Here is a 23,969-nt window from a genome sequence, read left to right as displayed (position 1 = left end):
CAGCCTCATGTTTAAAAAACTTCGTGGTATTTTTTCAAACGATCTATCGATCGACTTGGGTACAGCCAATACCCTTATTTATGTAAAAGAAGAAGGTATCGTATTAAATGAACCTTCAGTAGTTGCTATTCGTCAAGAGCGAGCTGGTGGTCCTAAAAGTGTTGCGTCTGTAGGTACGGAAGCAAAACAAATGTTAGGCCGTACACCGGGTAACATTAAAGCGATTCGTCCAATGAAAGACGGTGTTATTGCCGACTTTTATGTCACCGAAAAAATGCTCCAGCACTTTATCAAGCAAGTACATAACAACAATTTTATGCGTCCTAGCCCACGTGTCTTAATTTGTGTGCCGTGTGGGGCAACACAAGTTGAAAAACGCGCTATTCGCGAATCAGCAATGGGTGCAGGTGCACGTGAAGTGTATTTGATTGAAGAGCCAATGGCTGCGGCAATCGGTGCAGGCTTACCAGTATCAGAAGCAACCGGTTCAATGGTTGTAGATATCGGTGGTGGTACGACAGAAGTGGCCATTATCTCGCTTAATGGCGTGGTTTACTCATCATCTGTGCGTATTGGTGGTGATAAATTTGATGAAGCTATTATCAACTACGTCCGTCGTAACTTTGGTAGCCTAATTGGTGAAGCAACCGCTGAAAATATCAAGCATCAGATCGGTTCGGCATTCAAAACTGATGAGCCTGTTGAGATTGAAGTACGTGGTCGTAACCTTGCTGAAGGCGTGCCGCGCTCATTTACACTTAACTCACATGAAATCCTAGAAGCATTACAAGAGCCTCTAATGGGGATTGTAAGTGCGGTTATGGTTGCACTTGAGCAATCACCTCCTGAGCTTGCCTCTGATATCTCTGCACACGGCATGGTATTAACAGGCGGTGGTGCATTGTTAAAAGATTTAGATCGTTTATTAATGGAAGAAACAGGTATTCCTGTTGTTGTTGCTGACGACCCACTAACTTGTGTTGCTCGTGGTGGCGGTAAAGCATTAGAAATGATTGATATGCACGGTGGTGACGTATTTAGTTACGACTAATGAAGTTAATGTTTGGTCGTACCATCTCTTTGCAACTGCGACTCTTTGTCGCAGTGCTTTTGAGTGTCGTATTGATTGTGGGCGATCGATATACACAAGGTGGTACAACAATCCGCACCAGTTTAAATACACTGGTTAGCCCACTCATCTATCTTGCCAATTTGCCGTATGAGCTATTTAGTATTGGTGCGAAGAATCTTCATACTCGCGATCAGCTTCTTACTGAAAACGAAGCACTGAAGAAAAAACAGCTTTTACAAAGCGAACAACTACAACAGCTGCAATTTTTATCGCGTGAAAACGACAAGTTGCGTGCGTTACTCGGCTCGTCTGCAAAGCAATCAAATCGTAAAATAATTGCCCAAGTGCTCTCTGTTCATTCAAATCCATACAGCCATCAGGTTGTGATCAATCGTGGCACTACAGATGGCTTAAGCGAAGGCCAAGCTGTGATTGATGAAATGGGGGTTGTCGGGCAAATTACACAAGTGGGTTCAACCACTTCTCGCGTTTTGCTTATGACCGACACAACCCATGCGACACCGGTACGTATTTTACGCAATGATGTTCGCACTGTGGTTGAAGGGATTGGCAAAATAAATGTCGTGAAGCTGTCGCATGTGCCGCATAGCCTTGATGTACGTATTGGTGATATTTTAGTGACTTCAGGTCTAGGGGGGACTTTCCCTGAGGGGTATCCTGTGGCCGTGGTAACCGAAATTAATCGTGATGAAGGTCACCCATTCGCACAAGTGTATGCTGAGCCAATTGCCCAACTTGACCGAATTCGTTTATTGGTTGTGCTGTGGCGTAATCAGCAGGAGAGCATAAGCAATGAATAGCCGTCACTCTTTGCTGATTGCAATTAGTATCTTTTTTGCACTGGTCATGGCATTAATGCCGTTACCTATCTCATTTGAGCCATACCGCCCAGACTGGGTGTTACTGGTGCTTATGTACTGGTCGTTAGCGGTGCCGCACCGTTTAAACATTGGCACAGCGTGGGTTGTGGGTTTATTAATGGACTTAGCATCGGGCTCACCACTGGGCGTGAACTCGCTGACCTATTCGGTGTGTATTTTTATTACCGCCAGTAACTTTCAAAAAATTAGAAACTTTTCTTTATGGCAGCAAAGTATATTAATTGCTTTGTTTTTAACGCTTTACCACCTAATGCAATTTTGGCTTAATCACTTTTTGATGGGAGTTTACTTCAGCCCTCATTATATGTGGCCCGTGCTGACTGGCATGCTGTGTTGGTGGTGGATTTTCTTAATTTTGCGTAAATACCGCCGTCATTTCAGGATTAGATAATGCAAACCGCAATTTATTTGGCGTCTGCATCACCGCGCCGAAAAGAGTTGCTCAGCCAACTCGGCGTTGAGTTTTCTCAATTTAGCGTTGATGCAGATGAAAGCCAATTTCCGAACGAATCGCCACGTCATTACGTTGAACGTTTAGCCAAACTCAAAGCACAATCAGGCGTTGCAATGGGCTATACCGACAGGCCCGTGTTAGGCAGTGATACGGTTGTGGTTATTGATGACACAGCCCTTGGCAAACCGCTTGATAAAGCCGACTTTGTTGCAACGATGCAACGTTTGTCGGGCCGAACTCACCAAGTTATGACCGCCGTTGCAATTGCTGATACACAGCACGTAAAAAGCTGCCTTGTTATTACCGATGTCACTTTTAAACAGCTTAGCGATGATGAAATCGACGCTTATTGGCACTCTGGTGAACCGCACGATAAAGCGGGTGGTTATGGCATTCAAGGCCAAGGTGGACGGTTTGTAAGTCATATTTCTGGTAGCTATTTTGCAGTAGTAGGCTTACCTTTATATGAGACTGAGCAGTTATTAAATGAATTTTTAAGAGGGTAACATGAGCACTGAATTACTGATCAACGTTACACCGAGTGAAAGTCGTGTTGCGCTTATTGAAAACGGCGTACTACAAGAGATCCAGCTAGAAAGAATTGGCAACCTAGGCATTGTTGGCAATATTTACTTAGGCAAAATCAGCCGAGTATTACCGGGAATGCAAGCCGCATTTGTTGATATAGGCTTAGAGAAAGCAGCGTTCTTGCACGCATCTGACATTGTAAATAGTGCTTCAATTGTTGAAGGAGTCGATGAGCAGCCCATTAAAAAGGTGCAAGATATCCGTGAACTAGTGCGCCAAGGTCAATACATTATGGTGCAAGTAGTGAAAGATCCTTTGGGCACCAAAGGGGCGCGCTTAACGACTGATATCACAATTCCATCACGCTATTTAGTGTTCATGCCTGACGCGACCCATGTTGGCGTAAGTCAGCGTATTGAAACCGAAGAAGAACGTACCAGACTGAAAAAAATAGTCGCTGAATATGGCGATGAAGATGGCAGCTTTATTGTGCGTACCGCTGCTGAAGGCGCTTCAGAAGCTGAGCTGCGTCACGATGCAGAGTTTTTAAAAAAACTGTGGCAAAAAATTGTCAATAAACGCAAAAAAATCAGTAAAGAGAGCATCTTACACGAAGACTTAACGCTGGCGTTTCGTACCCTACGTGATTATGTTGGCGAAGACATGGAGCGCATTCGTGTTGACTCAAAGCTGACATACCAAGAGTTAAAAGAATTTACTGAAGAGTTTGTGCCCATCTTATCTGGGGCGCTTGAATACTACCCAGGTGAGCGACCTATTTTCGATTTGTTTGATGTCGAAACCGAAATTCAAAAAGCCCTTCACCGTAAAGTTGAGCTTAAATCAGGTGGTTATTTAATCATTGACCAAACCGAAGCAATGACCACCGTTGATGTAAATACCGGTGCATTTGTTGGGCATCGCAATTTAGAAGAAACCATTTTTAACACCAACATCGAGGCAACATCGGCAATCGCACGACAACTGCGATTACGTAATTTAGGTGGCATTATCATTATCGACTTTATCGATATGGTAAGTGACGAGCATAAACGTCGCGTTTTACACTCACTTGAGTCGGCACTGGCAAAAGACCGCGCAAAAGCCAATATCAATGGCTTATCTGCTCTAGGTTTAGTCGAGATGACTCGTAAGCGTACCCGCGAAAGTTTAGAACATATTTTATGTGACGTGTGCCCTGCGTGTTCAGGCCGAGGGTCGCAAAAAACCGTTGAAACGGTATGCTACGAAATTCTGCGTGAAATTGTCAGGGTTAACCGTGCCTACGCAGCCGATAAGTTTATGGTGTATGCAGCGCCTTCGGTAAGCGAAGCGTTGATCAACGATGAGTATCATAACCTCGCCGAGCTTGAACTATTTATAGGTAAACAGGTCAGTATTCAAACAGAGAGTTTATACAATCAAGAACAGTTTGATGTGGTAATGATGTAATGAAGGCAAAAACGGTCTGCTTTTTTTGTTTACGTAAGTTATGGCAAGTTTTTGCTATTACTATCGTACTGCTGGCCGTTATTGTCTCTGTTTTAAAGTATACCCTGCCATATGCCAATGACTATAAAGGCGACATTGAAGCGTTTTTGTATGAACAGTTCGATGTAAATCTTTCAATAGGTGCTATCTCAGCCAGTTGGCAAGGTAAAGGCCCTTCCTTAGTCCTTGAAGATATTTCTTTTGAGGACAACCAGACTTCACCGATTGCACTAACCATAGATAAAGCCAGCCTAGAGGTAAATCTGTGGGAGTCGATTAAAACTCGTCAACTTAAATCAAGTTACTTTGTGATCAATGGTTTTCATGCCGATGTTGATTTGCCAACCATGCTTAAGTTTGGCAACAACAAGCAAGCAGACAGTTTTGAGCAAAAAGAGTTAATAGAAAGCTTGTTTTTGGGTGAAACGGGCCACTTTGCGATTCAAGACAGTAGCATTAATTTTATGCTTAATGATGGCAAAGAGCGTACGTTAATTCTTGAAAACATTGTGTGGCAAAATACCCCAGAACAGCATCAAGGTTCAGGAAGCCTAGCCTTACCGGGGATTTCTGTCGGCAACTTTGATGCCCGCATGGCACTTAATGGTTCAACGCTTGAGACCATGGCTGGCGATATTTATGTGCAAGCTGCGAATGTCGATGTCTCAAAATGGCTGGCACAATACATCAATACAGACAAACAACAATTGCACTCCGATATGAACTTGCAAACCTGGTTTAGCCTTGAAAAAGGACTGATCAGTGACGTAAAAGTGCAATGGTTACCCAGCTACATAAATTGGCAACAAAACCAAGAAGCGCATCAAATTAGTTTAAATGAAGGGGGCTTTCACTTATTCCCTTGGCAGAATGGTTGGCGTTTAAAAAGTACCGGACTTGCTTTTGAAAGTGATTTAAAACAATGGCCAACATTGCAGTTTGAAGCCCAGCTTGGAGATACAAATAAGATTTGGCTCAAGCAGTTTGACTTTGCATTGTTATCAAAATTATCTCAATTGAGTAACTTTGAAGTATTAGCGCCATTTTTAGAACGACAGCCTAATGGCCAATTAAGCGAAGCGTATGTTGAATTTGGTGCGCAAGATAACTGGCAGTTGTGGTTTAAGGGTGAACAGCTCAACTGGTTATCCTTACAAGGGATCCCTGGTGGGCAAGCCATTCGGGTTGAGGGAAATATTAACCAAGCTGCGGGGCGTATAACGTTATTTGGCGAAAATAACCGTTTGTTAACCAATGGCAGTTTTAGCCAAGACATTCCTTATAATCAGTTAAATGTTGAACTTGATTTACGTCATTACGACGATGGGTGGCGTATTAGCAGTGACAACATTTGGCTTGATAATGACGAAGTAACCGTTGCAGCAGAAATGATGCTTAGCCTAACTGCAGAGCCGCGCCTTGATTTATATGCCGAAGCGTACGCACCTGATGCCAACGTGGCGGGGCATTATTTTCCATTACCGGTAATGAGCGAAAACTTAGTTAACTACCTAAACGGCGCCATTAAAGGCGGCGAAGTTAATAAAGCACAGGTGTTGTTTTCGGGGCCGTTTAGCGGTTTTCCGTTTAAAGAGCAACAAGGGCAGTTCGAAGTATTGGCAAATGTGAACAATGCCAAATACCAGTTCACACCCAGTTGGCCCAGCGTTGAAAATGCCAATGTGATTTTGCATTTTGAAAATGAACGCATGGATATTTACAGCAAGTCAGGCACACTTGTTAACTTATCACTTGGCGACAGTGTACATGTAAGTATTGCTGATTTAATGCATGCCGATACACTAAATGTAGCGATAAATAAACGTGCCCACGGCAATAAATTACAGTCATTTTTTGCAGCCACACCGCTCGCTAAACCGTTAGCAAGTGTTTTTGAAGTAGTACAAGCGCAAGGTGAAGCCACAGCAAATATTAATTTGCTTGTCGATTTACATTCAGGCCATGTTGATACCCTCGGCGAAGTTGAGCTTGCTAATTTACCTGTTTATCTTGCTCAGCCTGGCATCACACTTAATCATATGACGGGCATTGTTAAATTTAATAACGACAAAATTGATTTAAAAAATGCCAAAGCTGATTGGTTAGGTATGCCGTTAACAGCCAGCTTTAATAGCGAAAATGTGGCTGATAACTACCGCGCAGAAATCGCGATTAAATTGGCCTTAGATGCAGAACCATTAATTGAGCAAGGGCAGGGTCTGCTCGAAGGTTATTTAACGGGGCAAAGTGACGTTGCTATTAATGTCTCCCTTAACTTTTTACCCAACGACTTCAACTATCGCGCTGATATCAGCGGTAACTTAGTGGGTATAACCAGTCAATTACCCGCACCTTACACAAAAAGTGCTGACAATGCTTGGCCTATCAAAGCGGTAGTGCAGGGCGATCATATTTCTAATTTGATCACTGCAAATATCAATGAACAGCTGTTTTTCAATGCTATTTTAGATAATGGCAAAAAGCAGTTTAATAACGCACACCTTATTTTAGGTTCAAAAGATTTAGGCCTTAACCGAGATGGTTTTGCGGTATCGATTGACCTACCAGAAACTAAGCTTGTGCCATGGTTTGGGTTGATTGAGCAAATTATCGATTTGACCAAGACTAAATCAGACGGTCCTGGCGTAATGCCTGCATTTAATAATGTAACGGGTCAATTTAATAAGTTAGCGGTTCAAAATATCGATTTTAATGATGTTGAGTTTAGGCTAGCACCAAAGCAAGCCGATTTAGAGCTTAAACTAAATGCCAAAGAGCTTAGAGCTGATGCACTCATTCCGACAGGCGATACACGTAGGCCTATTCAAATATTTACTGATTATTTACGGGTTAACTTTAATGACACCGCGACGGAGTCTGCACATGAAGTTGAACAACCTGAAGACTTAAGCTGGTTAACACGTATACCAGCCATCGAATTTAACTGTGAAGATTGCAAACTAGCCGAGTACCAACTTGATAAAGTAAAAGCCACGTTTGGTGGTGATAATAATAGCTTGATATTTACTGAGCTCGTGATAGATAAAGGCGACCATATACTGAGAGCGAAAGGGCAATTTGCTGATGGCTCAACGCGTTTTAACGGTCACCTACAAAGTGATGATATTGGCGACTTATTTGATGAGTTTGATATTACTACTACAGTAAAAGACTCCGATGCCGACATAAAATTTGCCCTCGCTTGGCAAGGTGCGCCGTATAATTTTGATGTGCCCACGCTAGCAGGCGAGTTAGATTGGCGTTTAGGTGAAGGGCATTTAGCGGAAGTGAGTGACGGTGGTGCTAGGGTGTTTTCATTGCTTAGTCTCGACTCACTGGTACGTAAGCTCAAACTTGATTTTAGAGATGTATTTTCAAAAGGCTTCTTTTATAACAAGATGCAAGGCACGATGCAGTTAGAGAAAGGGATTGCTTACACTCAAGATACCAAGCTTGATGGTGTGCCTGCCGACTTAACGATTAAAGGCCACACTAACTTAAATACCTTTGAAATAGACTACGATCTAGCCGTTGCCCCGCAGGTTACCTCAAGTATTCCAGTGATCGTGGCATGGATGGTCAACCCGGTAAGTGGCCTTGCGGCGCTTGCAATCGATAAAGTAATTCACTCTGCGAGAGTGATCTCAGAAATCAACTTTAAGGTGACAGGCAGTATGAATGATCCGGTTGTTGAAGAAATTGATCGCAAGAGCCGTGAAGTAACTTTACCGCAAGCGGCACAAAGCCAGCCGCAGTCATCAACAAGGCTTAAATTAAAAGATGCAGCCACCTCAGCGAGCTTCGACAACAATGACAGTTAATACTCAGCCGCAGGTTGTAGCAGTGCAAATGTGCTCGGGAATGAATGCGGAGCAAAATTTGGCTTTTTTAGCAGACACGCTTGCACAATTGCCCACGACACGTCCGCTGCTTGTATGCCTACCCGAGAGCTTTTTAATTTTTAGCAAGCACACTCAAGCAAGTTATCAGCTCGGATTACACATTGAACAGTACACTGCCGCACTGGCTGCGCTATGTAAACAACATAATATTTGGTTGGCTGCTGGGACAGTGCCGGTATCACAACCTAACGGTAAATATTTAGCCGCCTCGTTTTTATTTAATAACCAAGGTGAGGTGGTAGCGCAGTACAATAAGATCCACTTATTTGATGTCGATGTTGCCGATGGCACGCGTAATTATCGGGAGTCTGATGCCACCGAAGCGGGCAAAGATATTGTAGTGGTTGATTCACCCTTTGGTAAAATCGGCTTAGCAGTATGTTATGATCTACGCTTTAGTGGTTTATTCACTGCGATGCAGCGCCAAGGGGCTGAGCTCATCTTAGTACCCAGTGCCTTTACCACTGTAACAGGAGCTGCTCATTGGCATACCTTGTTGGCTGCCAGAGCGATTGAAACGCAATGTTATGTGGTAGCCGCTGCACAGTGGGGTGAGCACGAAAATGGCCGACAAACATATGGCCACAGCATTATTATTTCGCCATGGGGAAACACGCTCAGTGAGCTTGCCTCCGGCACTGGTTTTATCAGCCATGAGCTTGATTTAAACCGACTGAATACAATTCGCCAAGACATGCCAGTGCAGTCTCAGCAACGATTTAGAGAGCATTTATTATGAACACGGTTGAACAGCATTTATTACATGACAGCCAGCTAAATAGAGAAGAATTAGAAAAAACGCTCGCTTTTATTCATCAGCATCAAGTGGATTATGCCGATCTGTATTTTCAATCTAGCCACCATGAATCATGGGTGTTAGAAGATGGTCTCGTAAAAGAAGGCTCATACAACGTTGAGCGTGGTGTGGGTGTGCGCGCTGTAAGCGGTGAAAAGACAGGGTTTTCGTACTCAGATGCAATCAATCTTGAAGCGCTGAATAAAGCCGCAACAGCAGCACGAAGCATTGCTAACGCAGGCGAAAGCAAAACGATTCAAGTATTTAGCGATGTAGCAGCAAAACAGCAGTATGCACCGCATCAGCCAATTCAAAGTATGAGCGATAACGACAAAGTGAGCCTATTGCGCGAACTTGAAAACTACATTCGCGAGTTAGCCCCCGACGCAGAGCAAGTGATTAGCTCTATGTCAGCAGTGTACGAAGAGGTACTCATTGCAGCAAGCGACGGCACCTTTGCCACCGATATTCGCCCGCTTATTCGTTTAAATTGTTCCGTATTACTTGAGAAGAATGGTCGCCGTGAGCGTGGTGGTGCAGGCGGCGGTGCGCGTTTAGATTACGGCTACTTTAAAGAGTTAGTTGATGGTAAGCCGCGCTGGATGGAATACGCAGAAGAAGCTGTACGCCAAGCTAAAGTGAACTTAGAAGCCATTGATGCGCCAGCAGGTAGCATGGAAGTGGTACTGGGGGCAGGTTGGCCGGGTGTGTTACTGCATGAAGCCGTGGGTCATGGTCTTGAAGGTGACTTTAACCGTAAAGGTGCCTCTGCGTTTAGCGGTAAAGTCGGTCAAAAGGTGGCTTCCGAGCTGTGTACTGTAGTGGATGATGGCACCATAGCCGACCGTCGTGGTTCACTGAATGTAGATGACGAAGGCACACCTGCTGCGTATAACGTGCTTATTGAAAACGGTATTCTAAAAGGCTACATGCAAGATAAGCTCAATGCACGCCTAATGGGTGTAAACCCAACAGGTAATGCGCGTCGTGAGTCGTATGCTCACTTACCTATGCCGCGTATGACTAATACCTACATGCTGGGGGGCGAGCACAGCCAAGCTGATATTATTAGCTCTGTGAAAAAAGGCATCTTTGCGCCAAACTTTGGGGGTGGTCAAGTTGATATCACCTCAGGAAAGTTCGTATTTAGCGCTTCTGAAGCGTATTTAATTGAAAACGGTAAAATTACTCAGCCTATCAAAGGCGCAACACTGATTGGTAACGGCCCAGAAGTGATGCAGCAAATTTCGATGGTAGGTAACGACCTTGCGCTTGATAAAGGCGTAGGGGTATGTGGTAAAGACGGTCAAAGCGTGCCGGTAGGGGTTGGTCAACCAAGCCTTAAAATTGACAACTTAACGGTCGGTGGTACGGCTTAATCGCCCTCTTTTTCCCGCTTCAGTAAGGCAGGTTAAATTTTTAACCTGCCTCATTTCATAACACTTCACTTCGCAGTAAAAATGTATCAATATAGGTACCATCAATACCACTATATTCGTTACTGTTCGCAGTAAATATAATAATTTTAAGGTGAAAATATGAAAGTAACGCCAATTTTATTAATACTACTCATGCTTACCGGCTGTGCATCACAGGAAGTAAGAGAGGGGTCTGCAAATGAAGTGTATGCCGAGCACGAGTGTTTAGGCGGTGAACTAGAAACCGATTACAGCTATACCATTTTTAGTACAGACGAAGATGACAGCAACAAAGGTTCAGTGACGTCGACGTGTCATCCGGTTAAAACAGAAACTGAGTTTGAGCGTGACTTACGCAATGGCGGGTAGCACGCCCATTACAGTGGCTTAACGTCTTATTAAGCCACTGAAAATTATCACCTTAAGCTTTAGCATAAATGGCTAAAGTGTACTCAGCATCCAGATACCTGCCGCTATCATAAATAAGTTTTCGCTGAGAGAAATAAAGCCCAGCGGCACATTGCTGTCGCCACCCACACAGGCACATTTTAGCTCTCGCTTATCGATATAAACGGCCTTAAATACCGACACCGCACCTATGCCACCAATAAACAACGAAAATGGCGCGACGGCTAAAGCTGGCAGCTTAGCAACCATACCTATGGCAACGTAGGCTTCAATAAATGGGTAAACATAGGCATAAGGCACAACACGCATTGCCAGTAAATCATAAGTAATGAATGAGTTTGAAAAGCTGTACAGATCTTGTAGTTTTTGAATAGCGAGCACCGCCATTGTCAGTGCAACAAACAGCATTAAGTTCTGCATCGACAGTAAAGCTGTGCCGCTGGCGTAGCTAAACCCGCAGCTTAAGAGTAGGGTTACCGCAAAAATCGCTAAAACTGGGGTATAAGTTGTGCCTTGTTGACCCGCTTCGGGTAGATTGAAAAAGTCGCGCAAATCATCATACCCCCCAATACGCTTATTATCGATAAAGGTTTGTGGCGTGGTTTTTACTTGATGCTGCTCTTTAAATGCATCTGTTTCTTCGCGGTTAGTGAGGTGGCGGTCATTAACCTCGTAACCATTGCGCTCTAACAAATCTTTAGATTTTAAACCAAATGGGCATATATGCTCATCGGTCACCATGCGATATAAAATTGCAGACTTAGACACAGTGCCTCCTTGTAAAAATGCCAAGCTTATTGCGTAATCTTTACTCGATAACACAGTAAACAATGGCAAAATGTTGGTATAACCTAGCAGTTACAAGGTTTGTGCCGACTTTCTACAAGGCATAAAAAAACCTTGCGGCAGCACCACAAGGTTTTTAATGTTTTCTCGCAACGCGAGTTTATCTCATCGTCACGAACTCTTCTGAGCCAGTAGGGTGAATCGCTACTACGGCATCAAAATCTGCTTTGGTTGCGCCCATCTTCATTGCGACTGCAAAGCCTTGGATCATTTCATCAACAGTAAAGCCAATGCCGTGTAAGCCAACAACTTTTTCGTTATCACCTGCACACACGAGCATCATGTTACATGCTTGGCGGTGTTGAGTAACTGCTGTGTACATAGCTGCAAAGCTTGATTTATAAACCTTTACGTTTTCAGCACCATATTGCGAAATCGCTTCTTGCTCTGTTAAACCAATCGTGCCGATTGGTGGGTGACTGAATACAACAGTAGGTACTAGCTCGTAGTCCATTTTTAAATCGTTTGGTAATTCGTTATTGAATAAACGCTCTGATAAAATACGGCCCGCTTTTACAGCCACGGGTGTGAGCTCTATGCCGTGTTCGATGATGTCGCCAACGGCATAAATGTTTTTAGCGGTTGTATTTTGATACTCATCAACTTTTACGTAGCCACTTTCGTTAAGTTCAACGTCGGTCGCTGTGATATTCAGTTTATCGGTTGTTGGTGTACGACCAATTGCCCAAATAACTTCATCGACATTTTGGCTGTGACCATTTTCAAAGTGAATAGTTAAACTGCCATCGCTTTCTTTAATCACTTCTTTTGGTGTGCAGTCAGTGTGAAGTGTCGGGCCTTCTTTCGCCATAATGTCGACAAGCGTATCAACAATGTAAGGGTCAAAAGTACGTAATGGTTTATTTTTACGAACAAATAAATGCGTTTCAGTGCCAAGGCTGTGAAGTACACCTGCGATTTCGACAGCAATGTAACCAGCACCCACAACAGCAACACGCTTAGGTTGGGCATCTAGCTCAAAAAAGCCATTTGAATCAATACCTAGTTCAGCACCTGGGATGTTAGGAATCGTTGGACGACCTCCCACGGCAATCAGAATATGGTCAGCGGTGTATAGCTCACCGTTAACTTCAACGGTTTTGTTATCAACAAAGGTCGCGAAACCGTTGATTACCGTTACGCCATTGCTTGATAAGTATTTGTTATACCCTTGGTGGATACGGCCAATGTAAGCTTCGCGGCTTTCTACTAATTTAGCCCAACTAAAACTTTTTAATTCGACATCAAAGCCGTAATCGGGTGCGTATGCATTAATTGCTTCAGCAATTTGTGCGCCATGCCACATTACTTTCTTTGGAACACAACCTACATTCACACAGGTGCCACCCATGTGTTTTGCTTCAATAAGTGCGACTTTTGCGCCACGCATTGCAGCACGGTTTGCAGAGGCAATACCGCCACTGCCACCACCAATTGCAATGTAATCAAAATGCTGAGCCATAGTTTGTCCTCAAAAATAGATAGTTTTTTATTAATTAATCGATTTATTAATAAGTTGATAATAGCATAATAAAGACCGAGGTTAAGCCCCTTGTATTTCATCAATTCGCCCCAACTTCAACACCATATTCGCATAAAAATTGAGAACGAAAATGACAATTGCAGAAAATAACCCACTTATTGGATTAGAAGGGCTTCCGCCGTTTTCTAAGATTAAACCAGCCCATGTTGTGCCGGCATTAAAAGAAGCGATTGCACACTGTCGTGCCAAAATTGATGAGGTATTGGCAAGTAAGTCATACACTTGGAATGACCTAGTTCTTCCACTTGAAGAGGCTGATGACAAGTTATCACGACTATTTTCGCCAGTATCGCACATGAATTCGGTGGTAAATAGCGACGAGCTACGCGAAGCTTATGAGCAATGTTTGCCGTTGTTATCTGAGTACTCAACCTTTGTTGGTCAGCATCAAGGTTTATACGATGCCTATAATGCTTTACATAGCAGCGAAGAATTTAAAACACTCACCACTGCACAGCAAAAAACCATTACTAATGCGTTGCGTGATTTTGAATTATCGGGCATCGCGTTAAAGCCTGAGCAACAAAAACGATACGGTGAAATTAGTGCGCGCTTATCAGAGCTTGCCTCTAAGTTTGGCAATAATGTGATGGATGCGACACTCGCTTGGCAAAAACACATTACAGATGAAAGTGAATTAGCAGGCTTACCTGAGTCAGCACTGGCACTCGGTGCCGATACAGCAAAAAGCAAAGAGCTTGATGGTTGGGTGTTCACCTTAGATTTCCCTTCTTATTTGCCTATTATGACCTATGCCGATAACCGTAAATTACGTGAAGAAACGTACACTGCGTTTGTAACTCGTGCGTCTGACCAAGGCCCTAATGCAGGTGAGTTTGATAACTCAGATATCATGAGCGAAGAGCTTGCACTTCGTCATGAACTGGCCGAGTTACTCGGTTTTAGCAGCTACGCAGAAATGTCATTAGCAACTAAAATGGCCGAATCTGAGTCGCAAGTGTTCTCGTTTTTAGAAGATTTAGCGGCTAAGTCAAAGCCACAAGCTGAGCAAGAGCTTGCTGAATTAACAGCCTACGCACAAGAAAAACATGGTGTAAGCGAGCTTGCAGCATGGGATTACGCGTATTATGCAGAAAAATTAAAGCAAGAAAAGTACGCAATTTCTGATGAAGTACTGCGCCCATACTTTCCTGCCGATAAGGTCTTAAACGGGTTATTTACCACCGTAAACCGCTTGTTTGATATTAGCGTGAAAGAAGTGCATGAGTTTGATAGCTATCATCCAGATGTGCGCTTCTTCGAGATTTACGATAGCAGTAACACGCTACGCGGCCGTTTTTATCTTGATTTATATGCACGTGACCGTAAACGTGGTGGCGCTTGGATGGACGATTGCATGGGGCGTAAAGTGCGCGCCAATGGCGAATTACAAACGCCTGTCGCTTACTTAGTCTGTAACTTTAATAAAGCAGTGGGTGATAAACCTGCGCTGTTTACTCATAACGAAGTGACAACTTTATTCCATGAGTTTGGACACGGTATTCATCATATGTTGACCCAAGTTGATGCTGCGCCAGTGGCGGGCATTAATGGTGTGGCATGGGATGCTGTAGAGCTGCCAAGCCAGTTCTTAGAAAACTGGTGTTATGAAGAAGAGGCCCTTAACTTTATCTCGGGTCACTATGAAACGGGTGAGCCGCTGCCAAAAGAACTGCTTGATAAATTATTGGCCGCGAAGAACTTTCAATCGGGCATGCAAATGCTACGTCAGTTAGAGTTTTCGCTGTTTGATTTTACCATTCACCATGATTACAAAGCGGGTGAACCTTGTAATATTCAAGCCACGCTTGATGAAGTTCGCAGTAAAACTGCGGTTGTTAAAGCCCCCGCTTTTAACCGTTTTCAGCATGGTTTCAGCCATATTTTTGCCGGTGGTTACAGTGCCGGTTATTACTCATATAAATGGGCTGAAGTTTTGTCGGCAGATGCTTTCTCTAAATTTGAAGAAGAAGGTATTTTTAATAAAGAAACGGGTCACGCTTTCTTAAAGAACATTTTAGAAAAAGGAGGCAGTGAAGAGCCGATGGAATTATTTAAAAAGTTCCGAGGTCGTGAACCTCAAGTCGATGCACTCCTCAGACACAGTGGCATTGCAGCCTAAGTTATTATTGAATGAAAGCGCCGTAAGGCGCTTTTTTTATTAATAAATCTTAGCAAAATCAATCTTGCGTACTATGCTTTTTAGAAAAGCATTTACAGGAATAAAGCATGTCAAAACTGGTGTTAGCCATTGATGATGATAAATACGTACATCATGTCATCGAAGAGTCGCTCTCGGGCTTTTGCACATTGATCCATGCTAAAAATGGCGAAGAAGGATTAAGACAGGCACTTAAATATAATCCAGATATTATTTTGCTGGATATTGAAATGCCCGGCAAAACGGGTTTTGAAGTATGCACTGAACTTAAAGCACACCCACAAACGAAAGATACACCGGTGATGTTTTTATCGGGTAAAACCGAATTGCCCGACCGGGTTAAGGGCTACAATGCCGGTGCAGCCGATTACATTGTTAAGCCGTTCAACGCTGAAGAACTTATGGCGCGTATTCGCGTGTTATACCAATATCGTCAGCACTCTAAAAAGTTAAAAAGTGATGTTGAACGTGCGCAGATCACCGCCGAAATAGCCATGACAGACTCGGGCGATATGGGGCGTATAATGCGTTACGTAGGGCAAAGTTATCATGCGCACGATATTAAAGCGTTGTCTGAACACATGTTTGAGTTTTTTAATCCGATGGATCTCGATGTGGTTCTTGCATTTTGGTATCAAGATATCGGCGTATTTTGCAGTGCAGAAGGCGGAGTATGTCCGCTTGAGCAAGAGCTACTTGAAAAACACCGTGACGCAAACCGCTTTGTTGATTTTGGGCATCGCACCATTGTTAATTACCCAAAAATATCGATGTTAGTAAAAAACATGCCATTAGACGATGCGCAGCTTTATGGGCGTTACAAAGATTTGTTTCCGCATATTCTCGAAGTGACTAACGCCAAAGTACAAGATATGGAAGTGAACGAGCGCGCGTTAGCCCAAGCACAGCAAATTGGTAATGCTTTTAATGAGCTGTCGGAACAGATGTATCAAAATAGTGACTCACGAGAGCGGGCTGTCGAAAAGTTTGCCGCACAATTAGTTGAGCTAACTAAATCAGTGGAACAAAGTAACGTATCAAGCAGTGATGAAGTGGTCTTTCACCTTCAGCAGTTACAGCAAACCCAGTTGTTATTTGCATCGCTTAATGATGATTTAGCATTTATTAAATATCAGCTTAAACACATTATTGAATCGCGTAATGAGTTACTAGAAAACCTGCAAAAAATTGCAGAGCCACGCCATACTGAAGATGTCACCTCGCAAACAGATATCGAGCTATTTTAGCGATTTAAATAGTGACGTAACTTTTACTTTGCACACCTGTGAACCATGTATCTTAAATACGTTTGGGTATATACTTGCGTTGCATTCGGTTCACGGAGTAAATTGTGGTAATTCATTGTCCTTTTAAAGAAATGCGTCCTTATTTAGACGCCATAGAGCAACGTTTCGGTTTAGCCGAATGGGCTAAAAATAATGATGGCTTTTCATTGCACTATGACGATCAGGGCCTAAGCCTTAAAAAAAAGGATGAGCCGAAGCTGGGCGCTATTCATGTTGATTTTGTGAGTGGTGCGGCAGCGCATCGTCGCAAGTTTGGTGGCGGTAAAGGTCAAGCGATAGCCAAAGCGGTGGGCCTAAATAAAGGAGCCACTCCCGTTGTGCTTGATGCAACAGCAGGCCTTGGCCGAGATGGCTTTGTGCTTGCGTCGTTAGGTTGTCATGTAATTTTGCATGAGCGCCACCCTGTGGTTGCTGCGTTATTATACGATGGCCTAGAGCGAGCCTATAACGATGCTGATATTGGTCCATGGATGAAAGAAAAAATGAGCTTAGTGTTTGGCTCAAGCCACACATTACTGGCTCAGTGTAACAACGTACCCGATGTTGTTTATTTAGATCCTATGTTTCCACATCGAGAAAAATCGGCGCTGGTTAAAAAAGAAATGCGTGTATTCCAAGAGCTGGTGGGTGCGGACAACGATGCAGACGATTTACTCGAATTTGCGTATCCATTAGCTACTAAGCGGGTTGTTGTTAAGCGACCTGATTACGCGCCTTTTTTAAATGACAAAACCCCCAGCATGCAAATCAAAACCAAGAAAAACCGCTTTGATGTGTATGTAAAAGCTGCCATGGTGTAGTGTAGTTATTAAGTATTGATTTGTGATTACATTTGACGTTAATTTGGATGATTTACATCAAATTGTCATAAAAGGTTAATATTCTACGCGCGTAACGACTTTTGGGAATGTAGTTCATGCGCGTGTCATCATTTACTCGGTTATTAGCCGTTTTACTCACTCTTGCCAGTATCTTACTGGCGGCCACCTTATTTTGGGCAAGCCAAACCTTACTCGGCTTAGAGCAACAAGATAACGCTTACAACAAGCTAAAAAACACCATTATTATTGATTTAAAAAGCCACCTTGATGATTATTTAGAGCAAGGTGATAGCCAACATTTAAATCAAGCCTCTATCCTGATCAGCGATGTTAAAAAACAGCATTTAGCAAGCTTGCCAAAGGAGCTCGCAAGCCAACTAACGGCACAGCTCAGCGAATTAGATAAAGATATTAACGGTAAATACCGAGCACTGGGGAAACTTTCAGGTAACGAAATGGCGCTGCTTGATAATTCACTCAGGCAAATGGCAGGGGCGGCATCATCGTTAGTGGGTTATGCAACACAAGCCAAGCCACAAACTGCATTAGCGCTTGAGTATTATCAACTTGCAAGTGATTATTACAGTGAAGTAACGACCCTTGCCTTATATACTTACAAACTTATTGTTAGTTTTGATCAAGACACCAAAACCAGCCTTAATCAAAGTGTGGCGAACCTTAACACCCTTGCCAATAAAATAGCGCAACTTGATAATTTAGGGGTCATGAGCGAGGTTGACGAAGACGCCTTATTTTTTGGCGAAGAGGCTGAAGACTTAGCAGGCGACATAAAAGCAGAGCTAAGCAGCTGGCCTAAGCGCTTTCCGCGCGACTTAGCATCGACCATCGCGCAAGCAGAGCAACGCCAAACAGGCATGCAAGCATTACGTGCGCAAATAAACGCGCTGTCTAGTACGGTACTTGGTGCCGAGCAAAAATTAAAAGAGCAACAAGGGCAACTTAAGCAACAGGTTTTTATTGTGTTTTGCTTTGCTATTGGCATGTTAGTGGTGTTAGCGGCTGGCGTGTACTTTGTACAGCGTAATCAAGTGCTAAACCCACTGCGTCAATTACGTGATGGCTTTGCATTTTTAATTGAAAGCAATGAACTAAAAAATATTCAAAGTAATAACCCCAAGACAGAAGTGGGCGAAATAGCACATTACTTTAACCAGCTAATTGAGCGTCAACGCGGTGAAGCCGAAGAACGAGCGCAAATGCTTAAAGTCATTAATGACTTTATGCTAGAAATGAGCGAACACCTCCACACGATTGGTCAGCAAACTGATGCGAGCCGAACACAGGTCGAGCAAAATCAAGCTTTACTCAATGATATTCAGCATATCGGCGAGCAAGTTAACAGGATAAATAGCCAAGTGGCCGACAATGCCAAGCACACCTTCGATGCCATGGAGCAAAGCTTAGGGTTTGCTGACAACATGCTCATAGCCAGCTCACACACTGAGCAACGTGTAGAGCAAGGTTTAACAAGTTTAAAAGCACTATTAAGTGGCGTAAATGATGTTGGCCACGTGATCGAAGTCATTAAAAATATTGCCGAACAAACTAACTTACTGGCACTTAATGCCGCCATTGAATCGGCGCGGGCAGGAGAGCATGGTCGCGGCTTTGCCGTTGTCGCTGACGAAGTGCGTAAATTAGCAAGACAAACCCAAGGCTCACTGGATGATATTAACAGCCAGCTTAGTCGCTTAAGTGAAAACTCAACCATGGTATCAACACAAATTAGTGCACTTGCGAGTGATGCCGAGTTACAAACGCAAAATGCCCAAGAGTTAAAGCGCAACTCAGAAGGGGTTGCCGAAAATGCACAAGACGCCAATAAAGTCGCGTTTGATGCCATGGAGCTTGCAAAGCAGCAAAATGCTTTACTCGAAAACTTTAGTCAGTCAATGCTCAGCATGAAAGGCCAAGTAAGCGAATCAAATGTTCTTGTGAGCGATATTCAACAGCGCCTACAACAGCAAATGAATACCATTAAACGTAGCTTAGGATTGTAATTAGCCGAAAATGGCTTCGCAGATATCACGCACTTTTGTGTATCGTAAAATGAAGCATGTGCTGCAATGTATCGTTTAGGTATATACTCTGAACTCATACTAAAATTTCAAGGAATTATGATGATTGAACAAGGCCAAACTTTACCAACAGCAAGCCTAACAGAACTAACGAGCGAAGGAATGCAAACGCATTCAACAGAGTCTTTGTTTGCAGGCAAAAAAGTGGTTTTATTTGCAGTGCCTGGTGCTTTCACACCAACGTGCTCAAATGCACACTTACCTGAATTTGTGGCACTTGCCGATAAAATTATGGCGAAAGGTGTTGATGCTATTTACTGCGTATCGGTAAACGACGCGTTTGTAATGAAGGCATGGGGTGAGGCGCACAACGCTGAACACATTCGTATGTTAGCCGATGGTGATGCCAGTTTTACTAAAGCACTTGGTTTAGATAAAGACACCGCGAGTTTTGGTGGTATCCGTTCGACGCGTTATGCAATGATCGTAGAAAACCAAACGGTAGCAGGCTTATTTGTTGAACAAGATAAAGAGTTTGCAGTAAGTCGTGCTGAGGCTATTTTAGAAAAGCTATAAGTACAAAAAAGCCGGACGAGAGTCCGGCTAAAAGTCCCAGGGGAAACGGGAGTATTCAACCATTAAGGCTGATATTGTGCATCAAGTGTTACACCTGAAAAGGTGCGATACGCATTTAAGCTTAAGTGCCACGTACCTGCTTGTGGGTTACTGAATGTACATGTTTCAGCATTGCCATTTTTGTACGGGCGACAGTCATAACTTGATGTTGTAGGCTGGCTGCCAAATTTAACAAACAAGTCAGCATCACCAGTGCCACCAGATGTCGTGACAGTGAAGCTTGCCATGCCTGCTGGTACTTCTAGTGTGTAGTGTTTCCACTGACCCGCACTTGCAGAAATATCAGTAACCGTGCCGCCACCTGCTTGAGGTGCACCTGTACCACCAGATGTTGTTAAATCGCCCACTAGGCTCACACCTGAATAAGCAGAGTAGCCGTTAAGCATAACGTGATAAGTGCCTGCAGTTGGGTTATCAATCGAACATACTTCTTCATTACCCCCTTTGTATGGGCGACAATCGTATGTTGATGTTGTTGGTGCGCTACCTGCACGAACGTAAAGGTCGGCATCACCTGTACCACCACTCATCGTGAATGTTACGTTTGTAGCACCTGCTGGAACTTCCATTGTGTAGAAAGTTTGGCTGCTAGCCGCACCACTAAGACCCGTAAGAGCTTGACCATCTTCTAACACGTTACCTGTTGGCGGTGGAGGTGTAGTACCCGACGCCGCAGCAACCGCTGCTGCCGCATCTACAATACCAGTACCACAGCTAGTACATGTTGCTGGGAAAGCACGAGTTGTTGATTTTAAAATGCTTTCTATTTCATCAGGTGTTGCAGAAGGTTTCGCTTGCTTAATAAGCGCAGCGACACCGGCAACGTGTGGGGCAGCCATCGACGTACCTTGTGAATAGTGATAGCTGTCGCTTGAAGGGCTAGTTGAGCCTGAGTTGTGAGTTGATAACACACCTTCTGAATCGTTAGCAAAGCTTTGCGCGCCGCCCGGTGCAGCAACATCAATATTACTACCGTAGTTAGAGTAATAAGCACGGCCACCGTTACGGCCAACTGACGCAACGTTTACTACGCCATTACAGTTACCAGGATTATAGTTAGCTGAGTTGTCGTTATCGTTACCTGCTGCAATTACAATCACAGTGCCGTTATTACGAGCTTGGTTGATAGCACTTTGTGTTGTAGAGCTACATGAACCGCTGCCACCTAAACTCATATTGATAACATCAGCAGGGTTTGCATTCGCAGGAACGCCAGATACAGAACCACCTGATGCCCAGATGATACCGTCGGCGATGTCTGATGTTAAACCACCACATTTACCAAGTACACGTACAGGCACAACTTTGGCGTCATACGCAACACCCGCAACACCTTCACCGTTGTTAGTCACAGCAGCGACAGTACCCGCAACGTGCGTACCATGCCAGCTTGAGCTTTGTGCGCCGTGTGTATAACCACACTCATTAGCACTAATTGCGTCACCTGGGTCACGTGCATCGCTATCGCGACCGCCACCGTCATTTGCTACCGATAGGTTAGAGATCATGTCGTAACCCGGCAAAATGTTGGCATTTAAATCAATGTGTGGGCGGTAACCCGTATCAAGTACCGCAACCACAACGCCACTCCCTGTTGCTGTATCCCATGCTGTAGGCAGGTTTAAACCACCAGCTTGCTCATAATAATGCCACTGATCTGAATAACGTGGATCGTTAGGCGTTGCAAATGGCTTTAACATTTGGTCAATTTCGATGTATTCAACGTTACCCGTTGCAACCATTTCTTGCATAAACTCTTGAGCTTCTTCAGCTGATAGCTTTTTATCAGCACGCATAACGTGGTGATTGCTCATTGCCATTGCACGCACGTATTGTGCTTTCACTTGGCCTTTTTTACTTGTGAAGTTTTTAACAAAGCCCTGCGCTTTTTTATTCATTAGCATCGGCGTTTGTTCTGCAGCCGACATAGTCATCATTTCATCATTGTTATTTTTGTATTTAATGATGAATTGTGTACCAAAACCGTCTTGGCCTTGTAGCTTAGCGGCTGTTTCCGCCATAGACGGTGACATCATTTGGTTTGGCGTTGCCATCGCTGCCGTCGTCCCAAACAACGCAGTGAGGCTCAGTGCGATTGCGCACTTTTTTAAGTTATTGTTAGTTGTCATAATGATCCCTAGATTGTTATAAGTTTCTTCGCAATGTTTTTCGCGAAGGGGGACAAAGGTAAAATAAATGTAAATTAAGTTAAAATATCGTTTTGTTATGTTTGTCTCTATTTTAGTTATAAACAAGTGTATAGATGGCTAAATCTGACTTTTAACTGGGTTTTAAGGTGGTTTTCTCATTCTAAAGTTTTAATTTTTCTATTTAGAGTTTTTGCTTTATTTCGTTTTTTAGGTTTATCTTTTTTGTAAAAACACCTTTCTGTTAACACCGCGTATAAAATAACTTGTTATAATCAGCTAAATTTTTTAATGAGTATGCGTAATGACCCAAGTAGATGTAATTGTGATTGGCGCCGGTGCCGCAGGTTTAATGTGTGCAGCACAAGCAGGTTACCGAGGCCGAGCGGTTACAGTGCTTGATATGGGTAAAAAGCCGGGCCGTAAAATTTTAATCAGCGGTGGTGGACGGTGTAACTTCACCAATGAAAATGCCAGCCCAGATAATTACTTATGTACAAACCCTCATTTCGTAAAGTCGTGTTTAAGTCGCTATACCCAACACGACTTTATTGAGTTGGTAGACCGCCATGGTTTGGCGTATCACCATAAAACACTGGGTCAATTATTTTGTGACAACAGCGCTCAAGATATTGTTGATATTTTATTGACTGAATGTGAGTGGGCGGGCGTGAACATAGCCTTGCGCAACGAAGTGCTTAGCGTCACAAAAACTGATGCAGGGTACGAGGTAATAACCGAGCAAGATACTTATCAATGTGAATCGCTGGTGGTTGCATCGGGTGGCTTAACAATGCCAAAACTGGGTGCATCGCCCATTGGCTACAAAATTGCTGAGCAATTTGGCTTAACGGTTTTACCCACAATGGCAGCGCTTGTGCCATTCACTTTGCACCAGCACGATAAAGATCGTTTTGATGGACTGTCGGGGATCAGTATTCCGTGTGTGGTAACAAGTGAAGACGGTACACAATTTAAAGAAAACATACTCTTTACTCACCGTGGTTTGTCGGGACCTGCTATTTTACAAATTAGCTCATTTTGGCGCGCAGGGCAGAGTGTGTATATTAATTTATTACCAGCGATCGATTTAAAACAGCAGCTTGAAGAGTGGCGTCAAAGCCAAGGCCAAAAGTCGCTAAAAAATACCCTCGCGACGATATTGCCAAAGCGTTTTGTAGAGATGCTGCACGACACCAAAGCTATTCCTGATTGTAATGTTAATCAGCTAACCCACACGCAAATAGATGCGCTGCACGACTACATCCACAACTGGCAAATAAAACCTAACGGCACCGAAGGGTATCGCACTGCAGAGGTCACGCTAGGCGGTGTAGACACCGATGAGTTAAGCTCAAAAACCTTCGAAGCCAAAAAAGCACCCGGCCTTTACTTTATCGGCGAAGTTACCGACGTGACAGGCTGGTTAGGCGGCTACAACTTCCAATACGCTTGGAGCTGTGGCTTTGCAGCAGGGCAGTATTGTTGATGATAGACT

18 protein-coding genes are annotated in these 23,969 nt (G+C 43.6%); 15 read left to right on the top strand and 3 right to left on the bottom strand.

Going from position 1 to position 23,969, the window contains the following annotated elements; genetic code table 11:
• The first annotated feature begins 7 nt into the window (after window positions 1-7).
• The 9 genes from IT970_RS13865 to IT970_RS13825 all read left to right on the top strand — a co-directional run bounded on the left by IT970_RS13865 (window position 8) and on the right by IT970_RS13825 (window position 10,932).
• A complete protein-coding gene (locus tag IT970_RS13865) occupies window positions 8-1,051 on the top strand; it encodes a rod shape-determining protein (protein WP_036973172.1) in 1,044 nt (347 codons plus the stop codon).
• A complete protein-coding gene (gene mreC / locus IT970_RS13860; RefSeq protein ID WP_174403892.1) occupies window positions 1,051-1,893 on the top strand; it encodes a rod shape-determining protein MreC in 843 nt (280 codons plus the stop codon). Before IT970_RS13865 ends, mreC begins: the two co-directional genes overlap by 1 nt.
• Window positions 1,886-2,365: a rod shape-determining protein MreD gene (mreD, locus tag IT970_RS13855; RefSeq protein ID WP_036973169.1), complete on the top strand. Its 480-nt coding sequence runs from the start codon at window positions 1,886-1,888 to the stop codon at window positions 2,363-2,365. The genes mreC and mreD overlap by 8 nt, the downstream gene beginning before the upstream one ends.
• Entirely contained in the window at window positions 2,365-2,934 is a 570-nt protein-coding gene (locus IT970_RS13850) for a Maf family protein (RefSeq protein WP_036973166.1), read from the top strand. Before mreD ends, IT970_RS13850 begins: the two co-directional genes overlap by 1 nt.
• 1 nt (window position 2,935) lies before the next feature.
• Window positions 2,936-4,408 carry a ribonuclease G gene (gene rng / locus IT970_RS13845; protein ID WP_036973165.1) on the top strand — a complete coding sequence of 491 codons (1,473 nt, stop codon included), beginning with the start codon at window positions 2,936-2,938 and terminating at the stop codon, window positions 4,406-4,408.
• Window positions 4,408-8,268, top strand: a complete 3,861-nt coding sequence (locus IT970_RS13840; RefSeq protein WP_196857421.1) for a YhdP family protein — start codon at window positions 4,408-4,410, stop codon at window positions 8,266-8,268. Before rng ends, IT970_RS13840 begins: the two co-directional genes overlap by 1 nt.
• Entirely contained in the window at window positions 8,258-9,088 is an 831-nt protein-coding gene (locus tag IT970_RS13835) for a carbon-nitrogen hydrolase family protein (RefSeq protein ID WP_065978312.1), read from the top strand. The genes IT970_RS13840 and IT970_RS13835 overlap by 11 nt, the downstream gene beginning before the upstream one ends.
• Window positions 9,085-10,524 carry a metalloprotease TldD gene (gene tldD, locus IT970_RS13830; RefSeq protein ID WP_036973157.1) on the top strand — a complete coding sequence of 480 codons (1,440 nt, stop codon included), beginning with the start codon at window positions 9,085-9,087 and terminating at the stop codon, window positions 10,522-10,524. The genes IT970_RS13835 and tldD overlap by 4 nt, the downstream gene beginning before the upstream one ends.
• 159 nt (window positions 10,525-10,683) lie before the next feature.
• On the top strand, window positions 10,684-10,932 hold the full coding sequence (locus tag IT970_RS13825; RefSeq protein ID WP_196857420.1) for a hypothetical protein: 249 nt from the start codon (window positions 10,684-10,686) through the stop codon (window positions 10,930-10,932).
• A 72-nt stretch (window positions 10,933-11,004) separates the two neighbouring features.
• Here the strand turns inward: IT970_RS13825 and IT970_RS13820 are convergent, their stop codons facing one another.
• Entirely contained in the window at window positions 11,005-11,739 is a 735-nt protein-coding gene (locus IT970_RS13820; protein WP_196857419.1) for a glutaredoxin family protein, read from the bottom strand.
• A 178-nt stretch (window positions 11,740-11,917) separates the two neighbouring features.
• A complete protein-coding gene (gorA, locus tag IT970_RS13815; protein ID WP_118844656.1) occupies window positions 11,918-13,279 on the bottom strand; it encodes a glutathione-disulfide reductase in 1,362 nt (453 codons plus the stop codon).
• 151 nt (window positions 13,280-13,430) lie between these two features.
• Here gorA and prlC point away from each other — a divergent pair, with 151 nt between their 5' ends.
• The 5 genes from prlC to IT970_RS13790 all read left to right on the top strand — a co-directional run bounded on the left by prlC (window position 13,431) and on the right by IT970_RS13790 (window position 20,264).
• Window positions 13,431-15,482, top strand: coding sequence for an oligopeptidase A (gene prlC / locus IT970_RS13810; protein WP_036973149.1), 2,052 nt, complete (start codon window positions 13,431-13,433; stop codon window positions 15,480-15,482).
• Window positions 15,483-15,589: 107 nt separating this feature from the next.
• Window positions 15,590-16,768, top strand: coding sequence for a response regulator (locus IT970_RS13805; protein ID WP_036973146.1), 1,179 nt, complete (start codon window positions 15,590-15,592; stop codon window positions 16,766-16,768).
• Window positions 16,769-16,872: 104 nt separating this feature from the next.
• Window positions 16,873-17,628, top strand: coding sequence for a class I SAM-dependent methyltransferase (locus IT970_RS13800; protein ID WP_036973144.1), 756 nt, complete (start codon window positions 16,873-16,875; stop codon window positions 17,626-17,628).
• A 116-nt stretch (window positions 17,629-17,744) separates the two neighbouring features.
• Window positions 17,745-19,670: a methyl-accepting chemotaxis protein gene (locus tag IT970_RS13795; protein WP_196857418.1), complete on the top strand. Its 1,926-nt coding sequence runs from the start codon at window positions 17,745-17,747 to the stop codon at window positions 19,668-19,670.
• Between the two features lie 120 nt (window positions 19,671-19,790).
• On the top strand, window positions 19,791-20,264 hold the full coding sequence (locus IT970_RS13790; protein WP_036973141.1) for a peroxiredoxin: 474 nt from the start codon (window positions 19,791-19,793) through the stop codon (window positions 20,262-20,264).
• Window positions 20,265-20,326: 62 nt separating this feature from the next.
• On the opposite strand, the gene IT970_RS13785 is transcribed toward IT970_RS13790, so the two are convergent.
• The gene (locus IT970_RS13785; protein WP_065978316.1) at window positions 20,327-22,453 is read right to left on the bottom strand and encodes a S8 family peptidase; all 2,127 of its coding nucleotides are present in this window, start codon (window positions 22,451-22,453) and stop codon (window positions 20,327-20,329) included.
• Between the two features lie 322 nt (window positions 22,454-22,775).
• Between IT970_RS13785 and IT970_RS13780 the strand changes: the two genes are divergently transcribed.
• Window positions 22,776-23,960, top strand: a complete 1,185-nt coding sequence (locus tag IT970_RS13780) for an NAD(P)/FAD-dependent oxidoreductase (protein WP_036973136.1) — start codon at window positions 22,776-22,778, stop codon at window positions 23,958-23,960.
• Window positions 23,961-23,969: the final 9 nt, after the last annotated feature.

The sequence above is a fragment of the Pseudoalteromonas sp. A41-2 genome (assembly GCF_015767615.1).
Classification (GTDB): Bacteria; Pseudomonadota; Gammaproteobacteria; order Enterobacterales; family Alteromonadaceae; genus Pseudoalteromonas; species Pseudoalteromonas lipolytica.
Note: the sequence above shows the minus strand (reverse complement) of the source record. Positions and strands in the feature narration are given on the sequence as shown.